At 52.6% G+C, this 23,867-nt stretch carries 16 protein-coding genes; 7 read left to right on the forward strand and 9 right to left on the reverse strand.

Annotated elements, in window-relative coordinates; genetic code table 11:
• Positions 1-55 precede the first annotated feature (55 nt).
• From IXB28_RS06945 to IXB28_RS06965, 5 genes are all read right to left on the reverse strand, one after another.
• On the reverse strand, positions 56-1,291 hold the full coding sequence (locus IXB28_RS06945; protein ID WP_215617797.1) for a sensor histidine kinase: 1,236 nt from the start codon (positions 1,289-1,291) through the stop codon (positions 56-58).
• Complete coding sequence (locus tag IXB28_RS06950) at positions 1,281-3,890, reverse strand: hybrid sensor histidine kinase/response regulator (RefSeq protein ID WP_215617798.1); 2,610 nt, start codon at positions 3,888-3,890, stop codon at positions 1,281-1,283. The genes IXB28_RS06945 and IXB28_RS06950 overlap by 11 nt, the downstream gene beginning before the upstream one ends.
• A 436-nt stretch (positions 3,891-4,326) precedes the next feature.
• Positions 4,327-5,742 (reverse strand): ABC transporter substrate-binding protein, encoded by a 1,416-nt coding sequence (locus IXB28_RS06955; RefSeq protein ID WP_215617799.1) that lies wholly within the window; start codon positions 5,740-5,742, stop codon positions 4,327-4,329.
• 95 nt (positions 5,743-5,837) lie between these two features.
• The gene (locus tag IXB28_RS06960; protein ID WP_215617800.1) at positions 5,838-6,269 is read right to left on the reverse strand and encodes a hypothetical protein; all 432 of its coding nucleotides are present in this window, start codon (positions 6,267-6,269) and stop codon (positions 5,838-5,840) included.
• Positions 6,270-6,381: 112 nt separating this feature from the next.
• Positions 6,382-7,305 (reverse strand): formylglycine-generating enzyme family protein, encoded by a 924-nt coding sequence (locus IXB28_RS06965; RefSeq protein WP_215617801.1) that lies wholly within the window; start codon positions 7,303-7,305, stop codon positions 6,382-6,384.
• A 173-nt stretch (positions 7,306-7,478) separates the two neighbouring features.
• Here IXB28_RS06965 and IXB28_RS06970 point away from each other — a divergent pair, with 173 nt between their 5' ends.
• Both IXB28_RS06970 and IXB28_RS06975 read left to right on the forward strand, forming a co-directional pair.
• Positions 7,479-7,820 (forward strand): YciI family protein, encoded by a 342-nt coding sequence (locus IXB28_RS06970; RefSeq protein ID WP_215617802.1) that lies wholly within the window; start codon positions 7,479-7,481, stop codon positions 7,818-7,820.
• A gap of 46 nt (positions 7,821-7,866) precedes the next feature.
• Entirely contained in the window at positions 7,867-9,087 is a 1,221-nt protein-coding gene (locus IXB28_RS06975) for an RNA polymerase sigma factor (protein ID WP_215617803.1), read from the forward strand.
• Between the two features lie 8 nt (positions 9,088-9,095).
• On the opposite strand, the gene IXB28_RS06980 is transcribed toward IXB28_RS06975, so the two are convergent.
• From IXB28_RS06980 to IXB28_RS06990, 3 genes are all read right to left on the reverse strand, one after another.
• Positions 9,096-10,229, reverse strand: coding sequence for a DUF1822 family protein (locus tag IXB28_RS06980; protein WP_215617804.1), 1,134 nt, complete (start codon positions 10,227-10,229; stop codon positions 9,096-9,098).
• Complete coding sequence (locus IXB28_RS06985) at positions 10,226-11,431, reverse strand: sigma-70 family RNA polymerase sigma factor (RefSeq protein WP_215617805.1); 1,206 nt, start codon at positions 11,429-11,431, stop codon at positions 10,226-10,228. The genes IXB28_RS06980 and IXB28_RS06985 overlap by 4 nt, the downstream gene beginning before the upstream one ends.
• Before the next feature lie 255 nt (positions 11,432-11,686).
• Entirely contained in the window at positions 11,687-12,118 is a 432-nt protein-coding gene (locus tag IXB28_RS06990) for an NUDIX domain-containing protein (RefSeq protein ID WP_215617806.1), read from the reverse strand.
• Between the two features lie 85 nt (positions 12,119-12,203).
• Here IXB28_RS06990 and malQ point away from each other — a divergent pair, with 85 nt between their 5' ends.
• The 5 genes from malQ (at position 12,204) to IXB28_RS07015 (ending at position 23,077) form a co-directional block, all read left to right on the forward strand.
• Positions 12,204-13,703 (forward strand): 4-alpha-glucanotransferase, encoded by a 1,500-nt coding sequence (gene malQ, locus IXB28_RS06995; RefSeq protein ID WP_215617807.1) that lies wholly within the window; start codon positions 12,204-12,206, stop codon positions 13,701-13,703.
• A gap of 402 nt (positions 13,704-14,105) precedes the next feature.
• Positions 14,106-14,867 (forward strand): response regulator transcription factor, encoded by a 762-nt coding sequence (locus IXB28_RS07000; protein ID WP_215617808.1) that lies wholly within the window; start codon positions 14,106-14,108, stop codon positions 14,865-14,867.
• Positions 14,868-14,893: 26 nt separating this feature from the next.
• The gene (gene ggt, locus IXB28_RS07005; RefSeq protein ID WP_215617809.1) at positions 14,894-16,510 is read left to right on the forward strand and encodes a gamma-glutamyltransferase; all 1,617 of its coding nucleotides are present in this window, start codon (positions 14,894-14,896) and stop codon (positions 16,508-16,510) included.
• Positions 16,511-16,647: 137 nt separating this feature from the next.
• Positions 16,648-22,026, forward strand: a complete 5,379-nt coding sequence (locus IXB28_RS07010; RefSeq protein ID WP_215617810.1) for a translocation/assembly module TamB domain-containing protein — start codon at positions 16,648-16,650, stop codon at positions 22,024-22,026.
• A gap of 181 nt (positions 22,027-22,207) precedes the next feature.
• Positions 22,208-23,077, forward strand: a complete 870-nt coding sequence (locus IXB28_RS07015) for a tetratricopeptide repeat protein (RefSeq protein ID WP_215617811.1) — start codon at positions 22,208-22,210, stop codon at positions 23,075-23,077.
• 332 nt (positions 23,078-23,409) lie between these two features.
• On the opposite strand, the gene IXB28_RS07020 is transcribed toward IXB28_RS07015, so the two are convergent.
• Entirely contained in the window at positions 23,410-23,805 is a 396-nt protein-coding gene (locus IXB28_RS07020; protein ID WP_215617812.1) for a response regulator, read from the reverse strand.
• Positions 23,806-23,867: the final 62 nt, after the last annotated feature.

Raw genomic sequence — 23,867 nt, forward strand, 5'->3', positions numbered from 1 at the left:
GTTTAATTCATTTCTTTTTCTAAGGTAGGATCTACAGCAGAATCTTCCTCAACCCTTAGCTGGATTGATAGGGTAAGGTGATTTCAAAGGTCGTTTTATTGTCTGGCTGAGAAGAGACCTTTATCGTGCCGCCATGGTTGCTGATGATGGAATAGCTGATGAAAAGTCCTAGGCCCTTCCCCTGACCAACGGGTTTAGTGGTGAAAAAGGGTTCAAAGATTCTGTTTTGTTCTTTTTGGGGAATTATCTTGCCTGTGTTCGTGATTGAAACCTGAATCTGCCGATCATTTATGACTGCTGTATGAATAAGAATTTCAGGTGTTTTATCATAGTCTTGGCAGTCTCGAATAGCATCAATAGCGTTATTAAGGATGTGTAAGAAGACTTGATTTAGTTGATTGGGGTAGCAGGTAATGCTGGGCAGGGTGCCGTAATCGCGAATAATGCTGATGGCGGAACATGTATCTGTTGCATTTAAGCGATGTTGCATAAGCGACAGGGTGCTGTCAATGCCACTGTGAATGTTGGCAGCTTTGCAGGGGGTCTCATCTAAACATGCAAACTTGCGCAAACTTGCAACAATTTTTTGAATGCGATCGCTACCCACCTGCATAGAGCTGAGGATTTTGGGCACATCTTGAACTAGAAAATCTAGATGAATGTCCGCTTGTTTTGCTTGAATTAAGGAACTGGGCTCTGGATATTCCTGTTGGTAAAGTGCTAACAACTCTTTTAAGTCTTCAAAATAATCCTCTAATGGTTCAAGATTGCCAGCGATAAAACCAATGGGGTTGTTGATTTCATGGGCAACACCGGCCACCGTTTGTCCTAGGGAGGACATTTTTTCTGCATGAATAAGCTGGGCCTGGGTAGTTTTTAGCGTGCTTAGGGTGGTTTCCAAATTTTTGTTTAGGGAGCGTAGTTGTAGGTGGGTATTTACCCGCGCTAACAATTCTGCTTCTTGGAACGGTTTGCTGATATAGTCAACGGCCCCTAGGGTAAACCCTTTAACAATACTGTCCGTATCGGTGAGGGCGGTGAGAAAGATAATGGGAATATCTTTCCATTCTGGATGTTGTTTGATTTGGCGGCAGGTTTCGAACCCATCAATTCCCGGCATCTGCACATCTAATAAAATTAGGTCGGGAATGTGTTTTTGCAGGCGTTTCAGCGCCCGTTCGCCACTGATAGCTGTGGTTGCTAAATATCCTTGGGATATGAGCGTATCCCTAACAACTTCTAGGTTGTTAGGGATATCATCAACAACTAAAATCGTGGTTTTATCCTGCATGGGTAATTTCCTTGGCCATATACTGCTGCAGTAATTCCTCGATTTCTTCGGCTTTGAATTCCTTTGCCAATTGCCTAATGGGTTCAGCAAAAGCTAGATAGGTGTTCTCTGTGTTAACTAGGCTATCGAGCTGTTCACATAGTTGTTTTAGGTCGCCAATTTGAGCGGGTTCCAATAGGCATTCTAAGGTTTCCTGTGGAGGTAAAATCAACTCGGTGGGTTGGGATAGTATCGGCTCGTTGCCATCGGGTTCATGGATCCACGTCAGATTTAAATGGGTGGTCAGTAACTGTATCAGTTCTTTGATATCTACGGGCTTGACCAAGAATCCATCCCCCCCCGCATCCAAAGCCATCTGCTGGTCCATTTGCGCCACTGATGCGGAGGAGACCAGTACTTTGGTGTGTTTTAACGTTTCACTGCTACGAATATGTAGTAAAAACTCAAATCCATCCATTACTGGCATGGCTAAATCGGTAATGATTAGATCCGGGGGCGTTGATTGGAGCTGGTCTAAACCATTCTGGCCATTGATGGCTTGAATCACTTCAAAGTCTAGAGACTCTAGTAAATTAGTTAGAACGGCTCGGTTTTCCCAACGGTCATCGATCACCAGAATGGTATGGCGCTTGCCTTCATAACCAATGATGCGATCGCTGGCTGCAATATCTTGTTGTTGTACCCAATCCTGGGCGCGAGGTACTTCAGCGGTGAAGAAGAACTCACTTCCTTCCCCTAGTTGACTTTTAACCTGAATGTGGCTGCCCATTAATTTTATGATGCGCTGGCTAATGGCCAATCCCAATCCAGTGCCCTCGGACTGTTTTCGATGGTCTCCCACTTGTTCAAATGCTTCAAATAGTTTGGCACAATCGTCCTCGGCAATGCCGACTCCGGTGTCTTTTACCTGAAAAAACAGGTTGCTATGGGCTTCAGAGAGCTCCAGGACGTCCACGCTTAAGGTAACGGTGCCACTGTCAGTAAATTTGATGGCGTTACTCAGGAGATTAATCAAAACCTGGCGTAGGCGCTTTTCATCAACTTCGATGCCCGCTGGCAAACGGGAACTGGGTTGATAAACAAATTCAATCCCTTTTTGCTCTGCCCGCATTTCACACATCTCGACCACGCTTTGTAACAGAGACGGTAAATGAACCGCCGTTGGCATGAGTTCTAGCTTACGGGCCTCAATTTTAGAGAGATCTAGAATATCGTTAATCAATGTGAGCAGGTGAGAACCACAGCGATGAATAACGTTCACGCCGTTTTTCTCTTCTGGGGGCAATGTTTTCGTCCGCCTTAGGATCTGGGCATAGCCCATGATGCCATTGAGTGGCGTCCGTAACTCGTGGCTCATATTGGCTAAAAAATCGCTCTTTGCCTGGTTAGCGGCATCGGCTTGTTCCTTCGCGTCTGCTAGTTCTGCCGTTCGTTCTGCCACTCGATATTCTAGGGTTTCGAAGGATGTTCGTAGCTGACTAGCCATTTGGTTGAAGGTTGTGGCCAACGTTCCCACTTCATCCGTCGTCATCACAGGGGCGGTTTGGGTCAAATCTCCCTGGGCTAAACCATTGGCCGCGTCGCTAATGGCCAAAATCGGACGGATAATTCGCCGGGATAGCAAATATACGGCAATTAAAAGTACTCCTGAGGAGAGCAATCCAAGAATGACAATATTCCTGGCTAATTTTCGAGCGGGTAAAAAGGCTGTGGACTGTTCGATTTCAGCAATTAGGGCCAGGTTTTCTTCAGGTAACCAGCGGTAAACACCCACCACGGGAATCCCCTGGTAGTTTTTGTATAGGCCAAATCCATTTTTTTGTTGATTAATGGCTTGGTCAATGCCTGGGCTACTAACGCTAATTTGGTCTGCTGCGACCTGCGATGTGCCGCCCTCTGTTTGCTTTGAAATAAAAAAGTTTTTTGTCTTGGTTTGTCCCACCAAGTAGGTTTCCGCCGTATTCCCTAGGCCTGTATTATCGCGAATCAGGGTATCGACCTGGTTAAGATCGAGATCGACCACGAGGGCTGCCATGCGTGTCCCTTGGTCATCTAAAATCGGTGTGGCTACTGTAACAGCAGCTTTCTGGCTGTTTGGGGAAATATAAAAATTGGGAACAACAATGTTAATGCGATCGCGGGTAAAGTAAGTGGCTGGAGCCCCTAAGGGACGATAGGTCTTTTCGATGCTCGGGTTATCTGAGGCAAAAATAACAAAGCCGCTATTGCGTGTAATTCGAATACTGCGGAGATTGGGTTTAATCTCACTCAGATTGGTCACACGGTCAGTTAGCTCTTGGTAAGCTGTTTGATAGGCCGGATCCTCTGGGCTGGTGGTCAACAAAGTTTCGATCGTTACCCGAATTTTATCTTCCTGGCTGACCAGCAAAACGTCACTTAATTGGTCCTTTACCCACTTATCCAGTTGGTATCCCTTAAGTTCAGCCGCCACGGTGAGACGGTTTAGGACTTCTGTTTCGAGGGACGTACGTGCCTGGACGAAGGAGCCAACGGCAACGACACTGACGGTGACTAAGGACAGTAGTGAAAAACACCCCACCAGTTTAGTTAATAAGCTTTTGTTCAGCCAATGTTTCATGCCATTGCCTCCCAACTGTTTCTGGTGGATAAAGGTGCTGGCTGAAGCGGGGCACTCTGCGTTAGCTCAGCCTTGAGCTCCAAGTGTTTTTGCCATGGATAAACCCGTTGAATGATACCCGCGTTTTCTTTGGCTAAGCCCTGGCCCCACCAAGTGCTTAGATCGCTACGCTCTGGGGCTAAATCAGCCGTAGATGCTTGGGGCTCAATTGTGCCATTGCCTAGCCCGTCCCCAACCAAAGAAAGCCGTATAAAATCCCGATGGGTGATCATAGCAAGCCATATCGAAAATTATATTCAAATGATGTCCTATAACGAAGTTTTCACGAACTTATTGAGGTTCTAACATTCGAAAATAGAATCACGTTTGTCATCCTCTCTGAGGCTGCAAACGCCTGGGAAATAACCATCCTATATTTTCCAATCACCCATGCTGGTTATTTCCACTGTGACCAAATATTGTGGATTTCATCAATTGCCCAGTTGCTTGCTGCTTTGGGCGATACCCTATCGTGAACAACCCTATACACGGTTTTGGCCCATAGCTGCTGATTTTGGACCTCACTAAAGGCCGGGTGAATGACTTCATGGGGCGTAAGACCAGCCCGTTGGGAAATTTTAACTGTGGCAGACAGATGTGGATCCGTCGTATCACTCCAGAGAGAATCTTCAAATAGTTGGGGCATTACGGGGAGTGCCCGCCCCTTAAATCCGGTGACCAGTTGTTTAAGATTTTGAGGCTCAATTAAGTACTTGAGGAAATTTTTAGCCGTATCTGGATGGGGAGATGTCTTAAGGACGATCGCTTGTTTAATCGCCTTTCGCGTAGACAGTTCAGTTCCATCTGGCTTCCTTGGTCGCTCAATGGTGACCATTTGTTGATAGCGCTCCGCCGCATCCTGGTTATAACCGTTAGGGGGTAATTTTTGGGTTAAAGGAATGGAGAGGGTTAAATTTTGCGTCATAACAACCTCGCCAGCAATAAAGCTATTGTTGTTGCCGCCGCCTGCCCATGTTGCCGCCGCAGGCGGGACATAACCATCTAGGAAAAAGCGCGTATATTCGTCTAATGCGGTGATCATCCGCTGTCGATTATTTGATTCGGCTAGTAAAAACTCGCCGTCGGCGTTAATCACCTGGACGTTATGGGCATCTAAAAACATCATTAAACCCACATAGGTGTCAAATCCAGGGATCGACATGGATAGGCCCAGCCCATAGATATCAGGATGACCTTTGGCTCTGAGCCGGGTTTGGGCAGAACGCCAAAACTGCCAAAACGGTTCCCAGTCCATCGGTACATCGGTGGGGCCGTAACCTAGCTTTTCGATCAAAGGCTGCCAATAGTGGATGTAGTCCTCGATTTGCCATAGGGGCAGGGCATAATAGCTCGCTTCTCCGCGGACCTGATTATGATAAAAAACTTGGTCTAGTGCTACCGATGTATAGCGCTCCTGAGCGGGTAACATCACCTCGGACAAATCCAGTAATTGATCTTGCCAGGCAAGCTTTGGGGCAAGACTGTTGTCTACGCCAATGGAATAGACGATATCTGGCAATTTAGAAAAATCAGACCCTTGGATGAGCTGGCTGAGTTGTTGCGCAATTAAGTTAATGGGCAAAAGCTTTAAGTTAACTGTCAACCCAGATTGTTGTTCCCAGCTTTGAACAATTTGGATTATTTGTTCATTTTCTTCTGGTAAAAATCCTTGTTCCCACCAAATGGTTAAGTCGCTGCGCTTGTTTGCTGATGTCGAATTGGAGACAGACGACCGAATTTTATCTGTGCAATTGCTTAATCCTAAACCAACACCCAATAGAGAGATGCGTGTAAATTCTCGACGACTGATCATGGTGGGTTCTATCGAAAACTACATGGGGTTGGATGTTCTACGGTCAATTTTTCACTGCCTGGTCCAAGGTCTAACAGCCAGATGGGGCGCAATGGTTATTCTAATGACCAATCCCAAACCTTAGGTTCCGCTTCAGAGGTGGTTACAATAATCACCAATATCAACCCCTCGCGTTCAATAAACTCCATCCGACACAGGCCTAACCCCGTCCCTGCGCAATCTCTTACTTCTTCGTAGCCCAAATCCTGCATCTGTTGCACCGCCGTGCTGACATAGTCTAAGGGGGGATAGGTGCGGGGAATCCAAATCTCTTGGTCGATGAGGGCACGGGCTTCGCCATAGGCCATGCCCAATTCCATGCCTTCAATTACATCTGGCAAAAACTCGTCATCTGCAGACGGCTGCGCCATGGCAGCGCTGATAGAAGTGTCATGGTGCATCGGTCCTAGGACACTGAGTAAGGTCAGCAGCACTAGTAGGGGATAGACTTTGGAGAAGAACATGGCGGTTGCTTGTAGCCATTCCATAGGTGGGAGGACAAGGGTATCTACAGTCTGCAACCTTGATTTTTTCTACGGAAATAGCAAAAATACCGAAGAATGGGATTTTTGCCAAAGTGTAACTTGGTGCAACTACCCATTAGGGCTGGTTTAGGGCTAAGCGAAACCCAAATAAAATGTGGCGTGACTCCACGGGGCGATCATGCTGGTAGGCGGCCCGACAAAAGCCGGGAAAATCATCCCAGCTGCAGCCTTTGAGCAACACCTTTGCCCCCCCTCTGGTCAATGTGCCGGTGTACTCAAATACGTTTCCGGCCATGTCTTCGATGCCATAGGGACTCTGGCTCTGGGGATAGGCCCCCACCGGGCTCGTGCCATAGGGGCCGTGCTTGGCCCAATTTGTGCCATCATTTTGCCACTCGCTACCCCAAGGGAAATAGTGTCCGTCGGTTCCCCGCGCAGCCTTTTCCCATTCCAAGGCGGTGGGTAGCCGATAGCTCACCCCGTCCTGCTCAGTTTTCCATGCGGCATAGGCCACCGCATCATCGTAGGAAACCAGTACCACTGGATGGTTTGCCTGCCCTGGGGGATACTGATCGCCCTGCCATAGGTAGGGGGCTACGTCGCTGTAGGGGTGCACTAAAAAGCCCTGCCGCTGATAGTCTGCGGCTGAAATCCCGGGTGGTCGATGTTCTGTCGCTTGTATAAATGCTTGATAGTCTGCGTTGGTCACCAGGTTTTGGGCGAGGCAAAAGGAGGGTAAATTTTCTGTGCGCCTGGTGGGTTCGCGTTCAAACCATTGGCGTCTGCGGTAGCCCGCTTCGGCGGCAGCCACGTTTTCTGGGGCGTCGGCAAAGCCTTCGGCACTGATGCGATAGGCGTAGTCCCGCTCGGTGCGATCGCTGCCGGCCATAAACTCCCCCCCAGCCACATGGGCAAACCCTGGCACCGCCTCACAGTCGGCCTGGAGAATGCCAGATTCAGGCATAGAACCCGCCGTCAGTTGCTGACAGCTCGCCAGCAATAGCAGCAGACTGACGGTGCTAAGGCGTATGGTTGGCATGGGGGCATAGTCTCCTGGGGGATATGGATATCCTAGGTGAGGAGTCTGAGAATAGACTTATTTTTTGACTGAAATTATCCAGCGATGTCGAAATCAAGGTTGCTTATTCGTTATAGAAGTAGAGCATGGGTAAAAAGGCCCGCTGCTCTGGTGATTTAACCCAACAAATTCAAATGAAATACGCGATTTTGGTTTACGAGACAGAACAGGACTTTGCCCATAGAGATCAGCATATGCCTGCCTACAATGCCTACTCCCAGGCATTGTCAGAAGCCGGTGTCCTCACAGGCGGTGCCGCCCTGCATCCCGGTCACATTGCGTCTACCGTGCGCCTCAAGGATGGCCAGCGCCAGGTGCAAGATGGTCCCTATGCCGATACCAAAGAACAGCTGGGGGGCTTCTTTTTGATTGATGTGCCCGATCTCGACAATGCCCTGGACTGGGCCGCCCGCTGTCCGGCGGCGGGTCTCTGTGCCGTTGAGGTGCGTCCCCTATGGTCCATGGAGGCAAATTAGGAGATTGCCGTGAACCTACTATCCGTACCTCGGGGGTAGATGAATAATGGACGCACGTCGAGTCGCAGAACTAGCCGCCCGCAATTCCTATGGTCGTCTGGTGGCCTATTTGGCGGTCAGGTCCCAGGACATTGCCACCGTAGAAGATGCCCTCGGCGATGCGTTTCTGAAAGCCCTTAGCAGTTGGCCACAGAGGGGGGTGCCCGACAACCCGGAAGCTTGGCTGTTGGTGACTGCCCGCCGTCGATTGATCGATATGGCACGGCGGTCCCAAACCCACGCTAAAGCGTTGAATATTCTTAACCTCAGTGGTGTAGATTCCGCCGAAAATCTGGAGGAAATCTCGTTCCCTGATGAGCGGCTAAAGTTGTTATTTATTTGTGCTCATCCTGCCATCAATGTGAACATTCGCACACCGCTGATGTTGCAGACGGTGATGGGGTTAAACGCTGCTCAAATTGGGTCTGCATTTTTGGTGGCACCGACTACCATGGGGCAACGTTTGGTGCGGGCCAAAGCCAAAATTCGAGATGCGGGCATTCCCTTTGGGCTACCCCAAACCCAAGCTCTCCCCGACCGGTTAGACGCTGTGCTGGCCGCCATTTATGCGGCTTACACTACAGGTTGGGATACGGTGCTGGGGGGGGATCCAAGCCATAAAGGATTAGCCGATGAGGCGATTTGGCTGGCCCAGCTTTGTGGGCAACTGTTGCCGGCCGAGCCTGAGGCTAGGGGGCTACTGGCGCTGATGTTGTACTGTGCGGCGCGACGTGGGGCCAGGCGGTCAACCACCGGAGACTATGTGCCCCTGTCGGAACAAGATACGGATCTGTGGTCCCAGTCGATGATTCAACGGGCGGAGAGAGAGCTCCACCAGGCATCAATCTACGGCAGGTTGGGCCGATTTCAGCTGGAAGCGGCAATTCAGTCGGTCCATGCCCAGCGGGCGAGCACCCAGCACACTGACTGGGAAACGTTAGCTCAGCTTTATTCTGGGTTGATTCAGCTGGTGGATACCATTGGGGCAAGATTGGGCCATGCGGTTGCGATCGCTCAAACCCAGGGGGCTCAAACTGGGCTCGATTTACTCGATGCCATGGATATAAAAACGGTGCAAAAGCATCAGCCCTATTGGGCCCTGCGGGCCCATCTGTTAGCCCAGCTAGATGAGCAACCTGCTGCCCGACAGGCCTATGCCATGGCCATTGGCTTAACGGAAGACCCAGCCATTCGTAAGTTTTTGATGGCTAAAGCACAATCGCTCTAAACATTTCCTTAGCTAATAAACTCTTCTTGGCGGCTAGCATCCTCTAGTTGAATCGTGACCCTGAGCTGTTGCCCGGCCTGACACCGAAACGGAGGGATTTGAATAAAAGAATCTCTTCCTCCAGAATGTACCGTCTTTAATAACTGGCCAGTTTCGGACAGCTCTAACGATAAAACAATATTGCGAGGCAGTACGGGTTCACTGGAGGGATAAAGTTGAATCCGAATGTTGCGACGGTTGTCGGATTCCATATCTATATTGAACATAAGCAACAAATCGTCGCTGTAGTCACCGACAGCAATTTTTTTGCCGCAGGTGAGGACGGCATTGCTGGTGACGACGGAGCGGAACTCCGCAGGGCACACACCCGGAAACAATGACTCTAGGGGGCCCCATCCCTGGGTATAAATGTTATTCAGCCAGTCCCGTATATTGACGGGGCTAATCTGTTGTCTGCTTTGGCAAAGTTGTTTTCTCCAGGCCTCATTGCTAACCAATGCCCCCCAATGGGGGAAGGGAATGGCTAGTCTGGGTTCGGGGCTGTCGACTAATGTTTGCATGAGCGCTGTGGCTTCTGGGGCGCATATCTTTGGCAGAGGTTCTAGGGGGGGCAGTGGTTGCCGGGGCATTTGTTGCGCCACCCAAAATGCTGAGAAATCTTGTATCATCTCCTCGGCGTTGAGGTGATAAGTACGGGTACTTGTCGTGTAGGTGCCTTTAGTTTTAAGGGTGGAGTGATGGGTATATCCCCACAAGATTAGCTGTTCTTCATCCACGTTAACGTGGGCCGCTAAATAATAATCGGCCTGCCATTGCGGCATATCAACCCATTCTTGGGGGACTTCAATTTCCGATAGCTTGATGGCTTCAGATAAAATAATGATTAATCTTCTGTCGCCAAGTTCTAAACATAGTCCCTCGACGTTGGCCCACATATCAAATGGAGCAGCATGGGGCCAGGGGAGGACGGGGCTGTCAAATTCTTCTTGTAGCCAGGTTGTTATTGCCGCGAGGCCGAGCTGGTGAAGATATAAACGCCAGCGGGTAGCGGCATCCGCAATCGATGCATGGGACTGCCACTGGGGGACGTCGATGGGCATGGCCAGAATCGGTTGTACGGGATTATCAAAAAAAACGCTCATTTTGAGTCCTCTGATGGTTCTGGCGCATAGTGGTGCTGTAACCACTCGTGAATGACGTCGCTAACATTTTCTAGTACGTCGCATTCTGGAGAAATATGCACTGTGGTTTGGCCCCAGTTAACAACGCTGAGTAATAACTTCTGACGAATGCGTTGTAGCTGACGGGAAACTTTATATTGCTGAATATTTGTTTTCTGGGCAATGGTACTTTGGGTGAGTTTTTCTTGGTAGTAAAGGGTGAGTAGGGTTTGCTGAGCGGCGCTCAGGGTCTTGATGGCTGCGGTTAAGACGGTGTTAATTTGTTGTATTTGTTTTTGTTGTTCTGCGTAGGTTTCGTTGCCTACGAGCTGGGCCATTGGGGTTTCGCTCGCGGCGATGGTGTTGATCGGTTCTTCGGTGGAATCGTCGTACTGGCGCTGGTTGAGGGACGTAATGCTGGGGTTGAGGTAGTTGCGGGCAATGGTGGCCAGTTGGATCAACTCTTGCTTTAGCTGTTGGGGGTCGCTGGCGAGGGAATGGTCTTCGTCGCCCTTGGGGTTGGGGGGCAGTTGATGGCTCAATTGCTGAAACCGCCTTGCGATCGCATGCAGTTGGTCCTCACTGGGGTCACTGAGCCCGCGGGCCGATCGCCCTGGGGTTGGGGTACACACAGCGCGAAAACACTGCCACAACAAAAGTAATGGCGCCGTATGGATAAACCCAACGGCGAGCAAGGCTTCATTCAGTTGGGTCTGGCTTAACCGGCGCAACAGCCCCCAGTCACTACTAATGTGAATTTCCTGCTGCTGCCGTAGCTGGTCGCGAATATAGTTACCAAAAGCAGTATGGGCATAGGCCTTGAGCTTACTGCCATAGTCGGGGTTGTACCCCCGCAAAATCCGAGGACTATGGACGATGGCAATTTGAAAACTATCTGCCACCGAATATTGCACCATGGGGAAACGGCGAGTTACCTGGTCTGCCGCTCGGTAGCAGGGCTCCTGCAAATAGGCCCACAGGTGCTCCATGGCCTGGGGGGAATGGTCCAGTAGCCTGTACCAATGCAGGGCCCAAAATACGTCTGATTTTTCGGTGGGGTGCTGTTGCAACAGCTGCCGCATCCTTTGCTCTAAACGCGGCATGGGCATCCAGCATTCAAAGCGATCGTCCGCAAACTGAATGAATGTGGAGAAGACAGCCAAAATGTCGTTCCGAGGGCGCATTCTCTAAACGTTCAGTAACACGGCAATGGGGTGGCAGACCGAGCCAAATCTAGCCGCCTTCCCTTTAGTTAAAGGCCCTTTAATAAAGGGCCTCTAATAAAGCCCTTTAATAAAGCCCCTGTCTTAAAAGGCCAATTTACTGGCTAATGGGGCCGATTCGACGTGGAATTAAGGGGGCTGATCAGGAGGGGTAAAACCCCTTTGGGATCATGCCACGTTTACCCTGGCTGTCCTTAGCTATGTCACGAAATGAAATCATCCCAAGGTGGGCCGGCGACCGTAGTGGCGATAAAGCCAGTAGTCCTGCAGAATTTTGCCATGGTCAAAACATAGGTTCTCTGGCAGTTCCCACAGGTTGAATAGCTTAAAGTGCTTGGCGTCGTCCCCGGCCATGGGGGTGCCTTGGGCAGCGGCCAGAAAAACAATGCTGATGGTGTGTTTGCGCTGGTCCCGGCCGGGGGCAGAATAAACGTGAAACTGTTCCAATAGCTGGATGTCTAAGCCAATCTCTTCTTTAGCTTCGCGGATAGCGGCGGTTTCTACGGATTCTCCATAGTCTACAAAGCCGCCGGGAATGGCCCACCCCAGAGGCTCATACAAACGCTCAATCAAAATAATGGGGCGCTGGGGACGATCGGTGAGTTCGATGATGATATCGACGGTGGGGGCAGGATTGCGATAGGCCATAGGGAGCTAAGCGCTTAGCAGAACGTTATTGCATTGAATAACCATGCTAAAGTCAGTTGGCCTTAATTCAGCAATTACTCCCACCATGTCATTTACCAGAGCTAGCGGTCTTCTGTTGCATCCGACATCGCTTCCTAGCCGCTACGGCATCGGCGATCTGGGCCAGATGGCATATCGGTTTGTGGACTTTTTGGGGGAGACGAAACAGCAGCTTTGGCAGATTTTGCCCCTGGGCCCCACGGGCCATGGAAATTCTCCCTATATGTGTTATTCCGCCATGGCGGGTAACCCCTGGCTGATTAGTCTAGATAGCCTGGTGGAGCAGGGGCTGCTGGAGAAATCGGAGTTGGCGGATGCGCCGGATTTTCCGGCAGACCGGGTGGATTATGACCGGGTGATTGCCTATAAGGGGGAGCGCCTGCGGCAGGCGGCCCAGAAGTTTCAGGCGACGGCTTCATCCGAATTTGAGCAGTTTTGTCAGGCCCAGGCGTTTTGGTTAGAGGACTACAGTTTGTTTATGGCCCTTAAGGAGGCCAACGATGGGCTGAGTTGGAGTGAATGGGATACGGCCATTGCCAAACGTGAACCGGAGGCCTTGGCAACGTGGCGCGATAAGCTGGCGGATGCCATCTTTTTACAAAAGTTTTTGCAGTTTGAATTTTGTCGCCAGTGGTTTGCCCTCAAGGCCTATGCCAATGAGCGCCACATTCAGATTATTGGCGATATGCCCATTTATGTGGCCCATGACAGTGCCGATGTGTGGGCTTTTCCTGAGAACTTTATGATCGATCCGGAGACGCTGCGGCCGTCGGAAATGGCCGGTGTGCCGCCGGATTATTTTAGTGAAACGGGTCAGCTGTGGGGCAACCCCACCTACAACTGGGAGGTGCTCGAAGAGACTCAGTTTGACTGGTGGCTCAAGCGGATTAAAACCTCCTTGGCCTATGTGGACCAGATTCGCATTGACCACTTTCGCGGGTTTGAGTCCTATTGGGCCGTGCCGGCGGGGGAGGAAACGGCGATGAATGGGACGTGGGTAGAAGCGCCGGGGGTGGCGCTATTTGAACGGGTGGAAGCGGTGCTGGGTAAGCTGCCCTTTTTAGCTGAGGATTTGGGCATTATTACCCCGGAAGTGGAAGCCCTGCGGGACCAGTTTGGGTTTCCGGGGATGAAAATTTTGCAGTTTGCCTTTGGGTCAGATCATCGCAATCCCTATTTGCCGTTTAATTGCGATCGCAACTTCGTTATTTACACAGGCACCCACGACAACGACACCACCGTCGGCTGGTACACCACCGCCAATGACTATGAAAAGCAGCGACTGGCTGCATTTGTCGGTGGATTTGCCCCGGAGTCAGTGCATTGGACCATGATGCGACTGGCCCTATCGTCCATTGCCAACTTGGCGATCATTCCCCTGCAAGATTTGCTGGGCCTGGGGGGAGAAGCCCGCATGAATACCCCCGGTTTGGCCGAGGGGAATTGGCAATGGCGATTTGCCGAGGACGCCCTCACCCCCACCCTGCGGCAGCAGTTCACAGCCCTAACCGAACTCTATGGTCGCGCTACCCATCAATGGTCTTAGAGTCGCGGCATTAAGGCCGGGGTCTTAGTGCCGGGGGGCTTAAGACTCCCAGTGTGAAGTTGGCTTTACACTGGCGACCAAAAATTAATCTATGGATTCATAACAAATTAGAGCCATCACCGCGGTTTCCCGGGGTTGATGTCAACGATTGGGGGCTGTTTGCAATAGTCAATTTGTTGCAAAAAAAATCGAAAAAATAAAAATATGATTAATGCTCCTACCCCATAGAGGGAGTTAGTTGTGGGGCAAATTGTTGATGAACTCTTCGCCCATGGCTATTGCATCCTGTCTGTAATTATGTAGTTGAATTTACTGAAAATGATCGGTTGAGACAGCCTTGTTCGTGGCATCATCCCTGATAGAATCCAACCATAGGTAGTGAAGACAACATTAATATCGGCCATGGTTTCTAGCGGCTTAGCTCCAATCCAATCCTCACTACGAGTGGGTCTGGGACGAGTATTAATCGTTGAGGACGAAGAGCTTATTAGGGAGACAGTTGCTTTGGCGTTAGCCGAAGAAGGGTTTGAAATTGTTGTGGCGGCTGATGGCCCGACAGCCCTAGAGAAACTCATTGGCTCTGCTGACGGTAGCCGAGACGCTATTTCCGACATTAGCCTGGTGATTTTGGACTTGATGCTGCCGGGAATGAACGGTCTAGATCTATGTCGTTTGGTGCGTCATCGCGGTTTGGATGTGCCGATTTTGATCCTCAGTGCCAAGGGTACGGAAACGGATCGGGTGGTGGGTTTAGAAGTCGGCGCCGATGACTACCTATCTAAACCCTTTGGTATGCGAGAGCTGATTGCGCGCTGTCGGGCGTTGCTGCGGCGTTACCAGTCGAAGGCCAAGTCCCCGGAGGATACGTCCGCCCTACGGTTTGAAAATATTGCCTTGCACCCCAATGAGTGCCGTGCTTTTCTCAACGATCAAGAGCTCAGCCTTTCCCCTAAGGAATTCAAGATTCTAGAGCTATTTATGGGTCGTCCCCGGCGGGTGTGGTCCCGCGATCAGATTATTGATCGTGTTTGGGGATACGACTTTATGGGCGATAACAAAACCGTGGATGTGCACATTCGCTGGCTGCGCGAAAAGCTGGAGGAAGATCCCAGCAAACCTAAGTATTTGAAAACCGTCCGTGGCTTTGGCTATCGCCTTGGGTAAACGGTTGACGACAATGGCAGTTGCCCGTGGTTAACCCGCCCACAGAACCGGTGCACATCAACCGGAGCCAGGCCCATGGCATGGTGGTTTCCCCCCATACGATTGCATCTAAGGCCGGGGAAACGGTTCTGCGTCAGGGGGGCAATGCCGTTGATGCGGCTGTTGCCGTTTGTGCCGCCCTTTCGGTCACCTATCCCCACATGAATGGGTTGGGGGGGGATGGGCTGTGGTTGATTTATGATGCGGCGACGCAACAGGTGTACGGCCTAAATGGCTCGGGGCGTTCGGCAGCTGGTTTGGATATCCACGCCCACAGCAAAGAATTGCCCCAGAGGGGGGCTGCTGCCGCCATGACGGTGCCCGGAGCGGTGGATGCCTGGTGGTGTGCCCACCGGCGGTTTGGCCAGCGGCCCTGGCCCACATTGTTACAACCGGCCATTGAGTTAGCGCAGGGCTACCCCCTATCGTCGTCGCAGTTTCGGTGGACCCGCCAAGATCAGGCTCTCTTGGCCGCAGATCAGGGCGCTGCGGCCACATTTTTGACTGCCGCTGCCGTGGGAGATCGCATCCAGAATCCTGCCCTGGCCAGGGTGCTGCAGTCCTTGGCAAAAGGCGGCGCCGATGAGTTTTACCGGGGCCCCATTGCCCGCGCCATTGTGGAGTATGTGGCCCCCTTAGGCAGCCCCCTGGGGCTGGAGGATTTTGCCAACCATCGCTCGGACTGGGTGCAGCCCATTACCACCACCTATCGGGGCCAGCGGATCTATCAGCTGCCGCCCAATACCCAGGGGCTGGCGGTGTTGCAAATGCTCAATTTGATTGAACCCTACGACATCGCTAGCCTGGATGCGGTGGACTACTACCATTTGATGGTGGAGGCCACTAAGCTGGCGTTTTGCGATCGCAACCGCTGGATTGGCGATGCCGCCTTTACGGATATTCCGAGCCAGCAGCTGGGCTCCAAAGCCTACGGCCATCGGCTGCGCCATCACCTGGATATGCACCGGGCACAGACGGGGCACCACACCGTCCCCATGGGGGGAGATACGGTCTATGCCGCCGTGGTCGATGCCCAGGGCAATGGCGTATCCCTGCTCCAAAGCCTCTACTTTGACTATGGCTGTGGGGTGGCCCCGCCGGAGTTAGGGTTTGTGCTCAATAACCGGGGCGCTATTTTTTCCCCCGATCCGGCCCACGTAAATGGCGTTGCCCCTAAAAAACGCCCCCTGCAAACCCTGATTCCGGCCATGGCCCTAGAGCACGATAGGTTGAATTTAGTGTTTGGCACCATGGGCGGGGAAGGCCAACCCCAAACCCAAGTGGCGCTCTTAACGCGCGTCTTAGATCTCGGCCTAGACATTCAAACCGCGGTCAATCTGCCCCGCTGGCGCTGGGGCCGTACCTGGGGCCAACCGTCGGCCCGTTTGGCCCTAGAGGGGCGCATTGAACCCACCATCCGCCATGCCCTGCGACAGCGGGGCCACACGTTGCAAATAGAGGCCAACTGGTCTGAACCCATGGGCCATGCCCACATGATTCGGGTGCAGCCCGACTGTTTGCAAGGGGCCTGCGACCCCAGAAGTGACGGCATTGCCGTGGGCGTTGTCGCTAGTTCTTGCGACAAATCTCTCAAAAATCCTTGATGGAAGTTTGTTAGAGTAGTCGCGGATATAGCAATTGTTCAATCGATTGTGAGTCAGATGAGTTGTGTCATCGAGGGCTTTTGGGGAGAGTGATTGTCCTGACTCAACTGACCAATGTTCTATAGTGCCAGTCTGTGATGCCGTCGCCCAATACAGAGAGGCCGCCTGACCGTAGGCGGTTTTGGAAACTTACTGCTATTACCCTTGGCGCAGGCACTATTATCGTTGGCACAGTGGCCTTTATTGGGGCTTGGGTATTTGTCAATACTGGCCTAACGCCGCTGTTGGAACGGCGCCTATCGAAGCTATTAGAACGGGAATTAGAGCTAGGTCAGTTAGAGGCGCTCTCCTGGAACGGCATGCAGGTGGGGGCTTCGGCCTTGAAGGCCACCGCAACGGATCCGACCCATGTCACGGCGGACTCGGTGGCCGTGGGTTTCGACCTTTGGCGGTTAATTTTTCAGCAAGAACTCGACATTGATCTGCGCCTGACCGGGGCTAAGGGCTACCTAGAGCAGCATCCAGAGCAAGGCTGGCTGGGCATTGAAGTGCCCACCTTTGAACCCCCGCCCCAGGAACCGCTGGTAAAGGTGCGGATGGATGACATTGATGTGGTCAATGGCGAAATTACCCTGGTGCCTTTGCCGGCGGACGGAGCGGAGCCGGAGCCGTTGTTGCTCAGGGATGTCAATGGCACGGTGGGCATCGACCCGATGCAGGTGGATGGCCAGGACAGTCAGCAGGTGGTGTTTGAGTCAACGACCATCCCCCCCGGCGGGGGGGAGATCGAATTTACGGGGGCCGTTGTCCCCATCGCCTCTGGCAACAGCGAACAGCCTATCCAGCAGAAAACTCGCCTGGGCATTAAGGGGGAAGGGGTGGCGGCTGAGGCCGTCATGGCTTTTTTGTTGCCCACCATGGGGCAGCGCAATTTTCCCATGGCAACCACCGCCGGGCGGGTCAGCGGCCAATGGACCGTGGACTTTGTGCCAGAGCAACCGGTGACGGTGGCTGGGGCCGGCAGCGTCGACAATGGCCAACTGCAGCTGGCGGCTTTGCCCAGCGAGGGCCCATGGGGAAACACCATTGACAATATTGATGTCACGGCCCGATTTAAGGGCACCACCATCACCATAGACAAAGCCCAAGGGGCCTATGGTGAGCTGACGGCAACGGGCACGGGCACCGTGGACTGGGCCGGTGACTATGATCTGGTGGCCCAGGTCCCTGATATTGATCTAGAAACCTTGCTGGAGCGGTCTGAGGCGGATGTGCCCATTGCCCTCAGTGGTTTATTTGAGAGTACGGTGGCCATTACGGGGCCGGTGCTACAGCCCAAAATTGCGGCAGATGTGGTGGCCAGCGGGCCGGTTACGATTGACCGGGTGGTGCTGAATGACCTCGATGCGGATGTGGTGATGCAAAGCGATCGCATCGAAACCCTATTGGATGTGGTGACGGTCAACCAGCTCACGGCCAACCCGGACATTGGCGGGCAAATTACCGGCAGCGGCGTGCTCAACCTAGCCAATATCCCGGAAGCGCCACCGGAGTTAGATTTCACCATCGAAGCCGCCAATGTCCCTGGGGATGAGGTGTTGGCCCTCTACGATATCCAGCAGTTGCCCTTTAGCCTTGGGGCGGTGGCTGCCCAGACAACGGTTGTGGGCAGCCCGGCCGATTTAGCCACCCGCATCAATGTGCAGGCCCCCACCCTGGCCTACGGCGGTCAGGTCTATCCGGCCCAGGCGACGGCCGTGTTTGCGGATGGGGGGCTAAGGATTCCCCAGGCCCTGGTGCAGGTGGGCGCCGGCAGTTTGACTGCCAGGGGGGATGTGGGGCGCGATCGCTGGCAAGGGGATGTGGTGGCCAACAATGTCAACCTTGAGGCCCTAGGCTTGGCCCCGCTGGGCAGCGTTGATGCGGATGTGGCGGTTTCAGGTCCGTTGCAGGGGGCTGGTTTAAATACGATCCAGGCCCTGGGGGACTATCGGGTTCAGCTAATGGATGGGGCCATCCAGGGCGAGGCGACCCTGCGCAACGGCGGCTGGCAAACCGATGCCACCCTGGCCGCCCTGGGGCTCCGGCAATTTTCTCCCCAGCTGGCGGGCAACACCAGCGGTAGCCTGAGTTTGCAAGGGCGGTTAGATGCCCTGACCTTAGCTGATGTGCGGGCCCAAGGGGATTTAAATTTTTCCGCCGGTCTAGGGGGGCTATCTCCCCGGCTAGCGGGGTTCAACACCCCGCTCACCACTCAGTTTGAATGGTCATCCCAAGAGCTGCGCATTGTGCAAGCAAATAGCGATCAGCTCCAGGCGCGGGGCGTGGTCTCCACCGATGTGGTGGGCAATCAGTTTCGCGGGATTCAAGGGTTTATCCTCGATGTCGATGCCGCTCGCTATCCCCTAGCCCTATTGCCCACCCCAGTGCCCCTGGGTGGTTTTGCCTCGTTCGAGGGGCGCTTCCTGGGCACCCCGACGGCCCCCCAATTAAATGGAAACCTGACCTTAGAGCAGTTTGGTGTGAATCAGGTGGCCTTCGATCCATGGTTGTCGGGCCCCATTAGCTACGGGCCCCAGGCGGGGCTGGCGGTGGACCTGGCGGGGCTGAGTGGGCCCACCATTAATGGATTGGACGATGGCATTGCCCTAAATTTTAAAACGCTCCGCGATTTAGACTTTGATGTGCGTTGGCAGGGGGCAAGGGCCTGGGGGCGGACGGAGGGTGATTTTTTACGCACCAGTTTGCAGGATCTGCCCCTCCAGGCGTTGGCGCTACCGACCGTGGATCGATTGGGCGGTGGTCTGCAAGGGACCCTCTCGTCCCAGGACGACTGGTTGATTGATTTGGCCCGTCAAACCTTTGTGGGAGGCGTGGTGGTAGAACAACCCAGTTTGGGCTATCTCAATGCCCAACGGCTAACGGGGCAGATCACCTATCGCGATCGGCACCTATTTGCAGAACAGGGGGAGCTGATCTTTAATGCCTGTTCCAATCGTCTCAACAATGGCAGTCCCCCCTCTCACTTTTACTGTGTACCCGGTGATACTGCCGATAGTCTCTACCGGTTCAATGGCAATGTTGCCCTAGATACCCTGGCCTACAATGCCAACGTTTCTGTGGAAAATGGAGATGTGGGGGATGTGTTGACAGCCTTGGCCATCAACGATCTGCAGGATCTAATTCAGACATTTCAAGCGCCGCTTGGGGGAGGGGCGCTTCCCCCCGAGCAGGCCACCCAAGAGATTTTGGCCACCCGGTCTGTGGGGGATACCAGTGGTTCATTACAAGACCAGCTACGACGGTTGGCGGAAATTCAAGCCATTCAGGATCAGGCGGCCCTGGCGGAGGCCGAGAATCCGATTCCGCCGTTGGCCCAGTTAACCGGGCGCTTTGATGCTGATGTGACGATCAGCGGCCGTCCCCAAGCACTGCCTAATCTTGAGTTTGATGTGCAAGGTCAGGACTGGCGGTGGGGGCGTGACTTTACCGCCGACCGGGTGATCGCCCAGGGGGAGTTGGCGGACGGTATCCTCACCCTGCAGCCATTACGCATGGAGACTGTCTTGTCCCCGGTGGGCGCTCCTCCCCAGCTGGCGTTTGCCAACCTGGCGGGGACGTTGTCCTTATTGGATCAGGATAGTTCGGGTCTGCAGCTGGTGGCCGAAAGACTACCGATCGCCGCCGTCAGGGATATGTTTAATCTGCCCTTGGGGTTACGGGGAGAGTTTAATGCGATCGCAAACTTTAGCGGCAGCATTGGCAACCCCACCGTTCGTGGGGACGTGGTCCTTGCCAACGGCAGCATTAACAACCAACCCATTGAGCAAGCCGAGGGACTGTTTCTCTACGAAGACGCTCGCCTGTTGCTCAACGGCACCCTGAACCAAGTGAATAATCCGCAACCATTAACCTTGGTGGGGGACATTCCCTATGCCTTTGACTTTATGGCGGTGCGGCCCGCTGATGACAGCATTTCCCTCACCATCGATGTCGCCGATGAGGGATTGGCCCTGCTGAATGTGCTCAATGACCAAGTAAGTTGGGAATCGGGTAAAGGTCGAGTATCCCTGGATGTGGGGGGACGCCTCAGCCAGCCCATCATCACTGGGATCATGGATGTGCAAGATGCGGTATTACGTTCTCCTTTGCTGCCCGACCCCCTAACGGATTTTGTTGGGCGTATTGTTTTTGAAAACGACCAAATTATTGTTCAAAAATTAAACGGCAACTACGGAAATGGCCGCCTGCAGGCCGTGGGGCGTTTTCCCCTAGGGTTTCCCCCGCTCCTAAGCGGCGCTGAACTGGCAATCCTCGGGGATCAAGCCATCTCCCCATCAGAATCGGCCCTGTCCCCCGATGGGGTGTCCCCTGCTGCTGCCGCTGTGGCCGACGCCCCGGCCCAGCACCCATCCGGCGCCCTCACCGTCACCTTAGATGACATTGATTTAGACCTGCGGGGGATCTATCGTGGCCGGGTTAAGGGGCAAGTTGTTGTGGGGGGCAGTTTGTTGGTGGGTGGTCCCCAACTTGGCGGTGTTGTGGAGCTGGCCAATGGCCGGGTCTTTTTGCCCGATGGTAGTACGGACCCGGTGGCCAATAATTTAGAGGAAGAAGCCTCCCCATTTATTCCTCGATTCGACAATCTCAAAATTACCCTGGCAAAAAATATTCAAATTCAGCAAAGCAATCTGCTCAACGTAATTGCCGACGGGAATTTACGCCTGACAGGTCCCCTGCGCCCGTTTCGAGCGATTGAGCCAGAGGGCGAAATTCGATTACGCTCCGGACGCATCAATCTGCTCACTACGACATTTCGTTTAGCCGGTCGAGATAATGTCGCTCGGTTTTTTCCAGATCGGGGGATCGCCGATCCCTTCCTCGATATCAGGTTGCGTACATCTGTTACCGAAACCCAGCAAAGTAATGTGGTAGAAGCCACGGCCTTTGCCACGTCTGAAGTTGCCGATGCGTCGGTCGATCCATTTCGCGCCACCACGGGTCTGGAAACCATTCGCATTCGGGCCAACTATCAAGGGACCGCCAGTAAGCTGCTAGAGAGTTTATTCCTATCTGATATTGGGGATACGGTGATTGAACTGTCCAGCTCCCCCCCCCGTTCTCGCCAAGAAATTATTAACCTGTTGAGCGGCAGCTATGTGGCGGCACTCCAGTCGGGGCAAGGGGTGATCAATTTCTTTGGGGGAGCTTTGCTGACGCGACTGCAGGACTTTATTGGTCGGACCCTTAACCTCAGTGAGTTTCGTCTGTTTCCCGTCACTGGTGCTTCACGATTTTCTAGCGAAGACAACAGCGGGTCTGACCTAGATGTGGCCACCGAAATCGGTTTTGATGTCACCAACAATGTCACCCTATCTATTCTAGAAATCCTCACCGATAGCACACCGACAGAGTTTAACCTGCGTTACCGCCTGACCGATGAGTTCACCTTAAGGGGGACTACAAATTTCGACGATCGCAATCGAGTTTTGTTAGAGTTTGAAACGAGATTTTAAAAGGTGTAATGCACCTATGCCCTAATCGAGGTATTTTTATAGGCTAAAGCCCATAGCTTTATCAAGTTGCCAGTTCCCTCTCCATATAGTGTATCTATACTGATAAATAGCTAAATCAACGAATTAACTCTAAGTAAAGCGCTTAGACCCCATTTATTTTTACGTCCACCGCCCACACCCTATGAATCAGTTTATTTCCCGTCTTACTCGTCCTACCCTAGCGACCCTGCTGATTTTGCTAGGGGGCGGTTTGGCAGCCCCTCGTGTAGAAGCCCAGGCGCTTTTACCCTACACCTTGCCTTTAGATGAGGAGCGACTGACGGCAACGGGACTAAGTCTTGCCCAGGAAGCTGCGCAACTGGCTCAATTCCAGCAATATGACGAAGCCTTGGCGCGTATTCAACTGGCGGCTCAGCTGGCCCCCCAAGATCCCCAAATCTTGACCCTGATGGGCAGTTTGTATCTACAGGTGGGGGATAGTTCGACCGCAGTGACCACCTTGGAAAAGGCGAAGGTGCTCAAGGCCGACGATCCCGTAATTTGGTTCACCTTGGGCTCCGCCTACTTTAGTGAAGCAAAATATTTACAAGCGGCTAATGCCCTGGAAAAAGGTCTGAGTTTTGAGCCGAGTAATCCGGGGGCCCACTTTGACCTAGGCAACGCCTATTACAAGCTCAACCGCTACCCTAAAGCGATTGAGCACTATGAAGCAGCCGTTCGCTATGACGAGATGTTTTGGCCCGCCATCAATAATATTGGGCTGGTGTTTTACGAAATGGGCCAGGCAGAATCAGCGATTGAACAGTGGGAACGCTCCTTAGACGTGGCCCAGGAGGAACCAGAACCAACCCTGGCTATTGCAGTTGCGAACTATGCCGCCAATATGAATCGCCCTGCCGCCATCGAATCAGCCACAGCGGCACTAGAACGGGACAGTCGCTACGCTAATCTGGAATTTTTAGAGGAAAATCTGTGGGGCAATCGATTGCTCGGTGCGACCGAAGCCCTGTTTGATACTCCCGGTCTCCAGGATGTGTTGTCTGGTCTCTAATGGTGAAAGTGATCACAGGGCTGGTACCTAACGCCCTTGTCTAACTAATTTGTAAACCAACCCTACAGTTAGTTAAAAAACAGTATTTTGTACAAAGATAAGGGGGCGCCATTAATGGCGCCCCCTTATCTTTGTATGGTTAGATTAAATAAATTTAATCGATTTGGTTCTTTTGTACTAGTATGACTCTATACAGTCTAAATTGCCTTAAGGTCGCCCACCACTTTGGGGCTCTGATTGCCTTATTGCAGTTACTGGTTAGGGTTAGACTGCTTTGCAACTATGCAATAACATCTACAGATGAGTCTAAACCAAGCGCTAGCAAAACCCGTTTATTCACCAATCATTGCTTTGACATCATCGACAAACTTTTGGTGGTCCACAATGGGTTTTGAAATATAGCCGTCAGCGCCACTCTGTTGTAGAAAGTTCTCCCTATCGCCATCCATGGCGTGGGCGGTCACCAAGATAATGGGGAGTTGGGCGGTGTCGCTATTGGCTTTTAACATCTGGGTAATGCGGATACCGTCCACGGGTTTGCCTTGATAGACACTGTGGGACAGGGACACATCCATTAAAATCACGTCTACTTCGCCGCTGGCGGCAATTTGCATGACTTCATCCACGTTTTCCGTATGTTTGACCGCTAAGCCACCCCGCTTGGTCAAAATCTTGGAGAAAACGCGCGCGTTGATCATGTCGTCTTCCACGATTAAAACCGTTTTCATAGGCATTTCGTTAACACAGCAAAGTTACTATAGCTACTGTCAGTCACTGGTCTGGGAGTCTA

The sequence above is a fragment of the Leptothoe kymatousa TAU-MAC 1615 genome (assembly GCF_018739865.1).
Lineage (GTDB): Bacteria > Cyanobacteriota > Cyanobacteriia > Phormidesmidales > Phormidesmidaceae > Leptothoe > Leptothoe kymatousa.

What these genes read in the sequence shown, in the direction of transcription:
- IXB28_RS06945 (WP_215617797.1), bottom strand. Translation starts at nt 1,291, where the DNA reads ATGCAGGATAAAACCACGATTTTAGTTGTTGATGATATCCCTAACAAC.
- IXB28_RS06950 (WP_215617798.1), bottom strand. Translation starts at nt 3,890, where the DNA reads ATGAAACATTGGCTGAACAAAAGCTTATTAACTAAACTGGTGGGGTGT.
- IXB28_RS06955 (WP_215617799.1), bottom strand. Translation starts at nt 5,742, where the DNA reads ATGATCAGTCGTCGAGAATTTACACGCATCTCTCTATTGGGTGTTGGT.
- IXB28_RS06960 (WP_215617800.1), bottom strand. Translation starts at nt 6,269, where the DNA reads ATGGAATGGCTACAAGCAACCGCCATGTTCTTCTCCAAAGTCTATCCC.
- IXB28_RS06965 (WP_215617801.1), bottom strand. Translation starts at nt 7,305, where the DNA reads ATGCCAACCATACGCCTTAGCACCGTCAGTCTGCTGCTATTGCTGGCG.
- IXB28_RS06970 (WP_215617802.1), top strand. Translation starts at nt 7,479, where the DNA reads ATGAAATACGCGATTTTGGTTTACGAGACAGAACAGGACTTTGCCCAT.
- IXB28_RS06975 (WP_215617803.1), top strand. Translation starts at nt 7,867, where the DNA reads ATGGACGCACGTCGAGTCGCAGAACTAGCCGCCCGCAATTCCTATGGT.
- IXB28_RS06980 (WP_215617804.1), bottom strand. Translation starts at nt 10,229, where the DNA reads ATGAGCGTTTTTTTTGATAATCCCGTACAACCGATTCTGGCCATGCCC.
- IXB28_RS06985 (WP_215617805.1), bottom strand. Translation starts at nt 11,431, where the DNA reads ATGCGCCCTCGGAACGACATTTTGGCTGTCTTCTCCACATTCATTCAG.
- IXB28_RS06990 (WP_215617806.1), bottom strand. Translation starts at nt 12,118, where the DNA reads ATGGCCTATCGCAATCCTGCCCCCACCGTCGATATCATCATCGAACTC.
- malQ (WP_215617807.1), top strand. Translation starts at nt 12,204, where the DNA reads ATGTCATTTACCAGAGCTAGCGGTCTTCTGTTGCATCCGACATCGCTT.
- IXB28_RS07000 (WP_215617808.1), top strand. Translation starts at nt 14,106, where the DNA reads ATGGTTTCTAGCGGCTTAGCTCCAATCCAATCCTCACTACGAGTGGGT.
- IXB28_RS07010 (WP_215617810.1), top strand. Translation starts at nt 16,648, where the DNA reads ATGCCGTCGCCCAATACAGAGAGGCCGCCTGACCGTAGGCGGTTTTGG.
- IXB28_RS07015 (WP_215617811.1), top strand. Translation starts at nt 22,208, where the DNA reads ATGAATCAGTTTATTTCCCGTCTTACTCGTCCTACCCTAGCGACCCTG.
- IXB28_RS07020 (WP_215617812.1), bottom strand. Translation starts at nt 23,805, where the DNA reads ATGAAAACGGTTTTAATCGTGGAAGACGACATGATCAACGCGCGCGTT.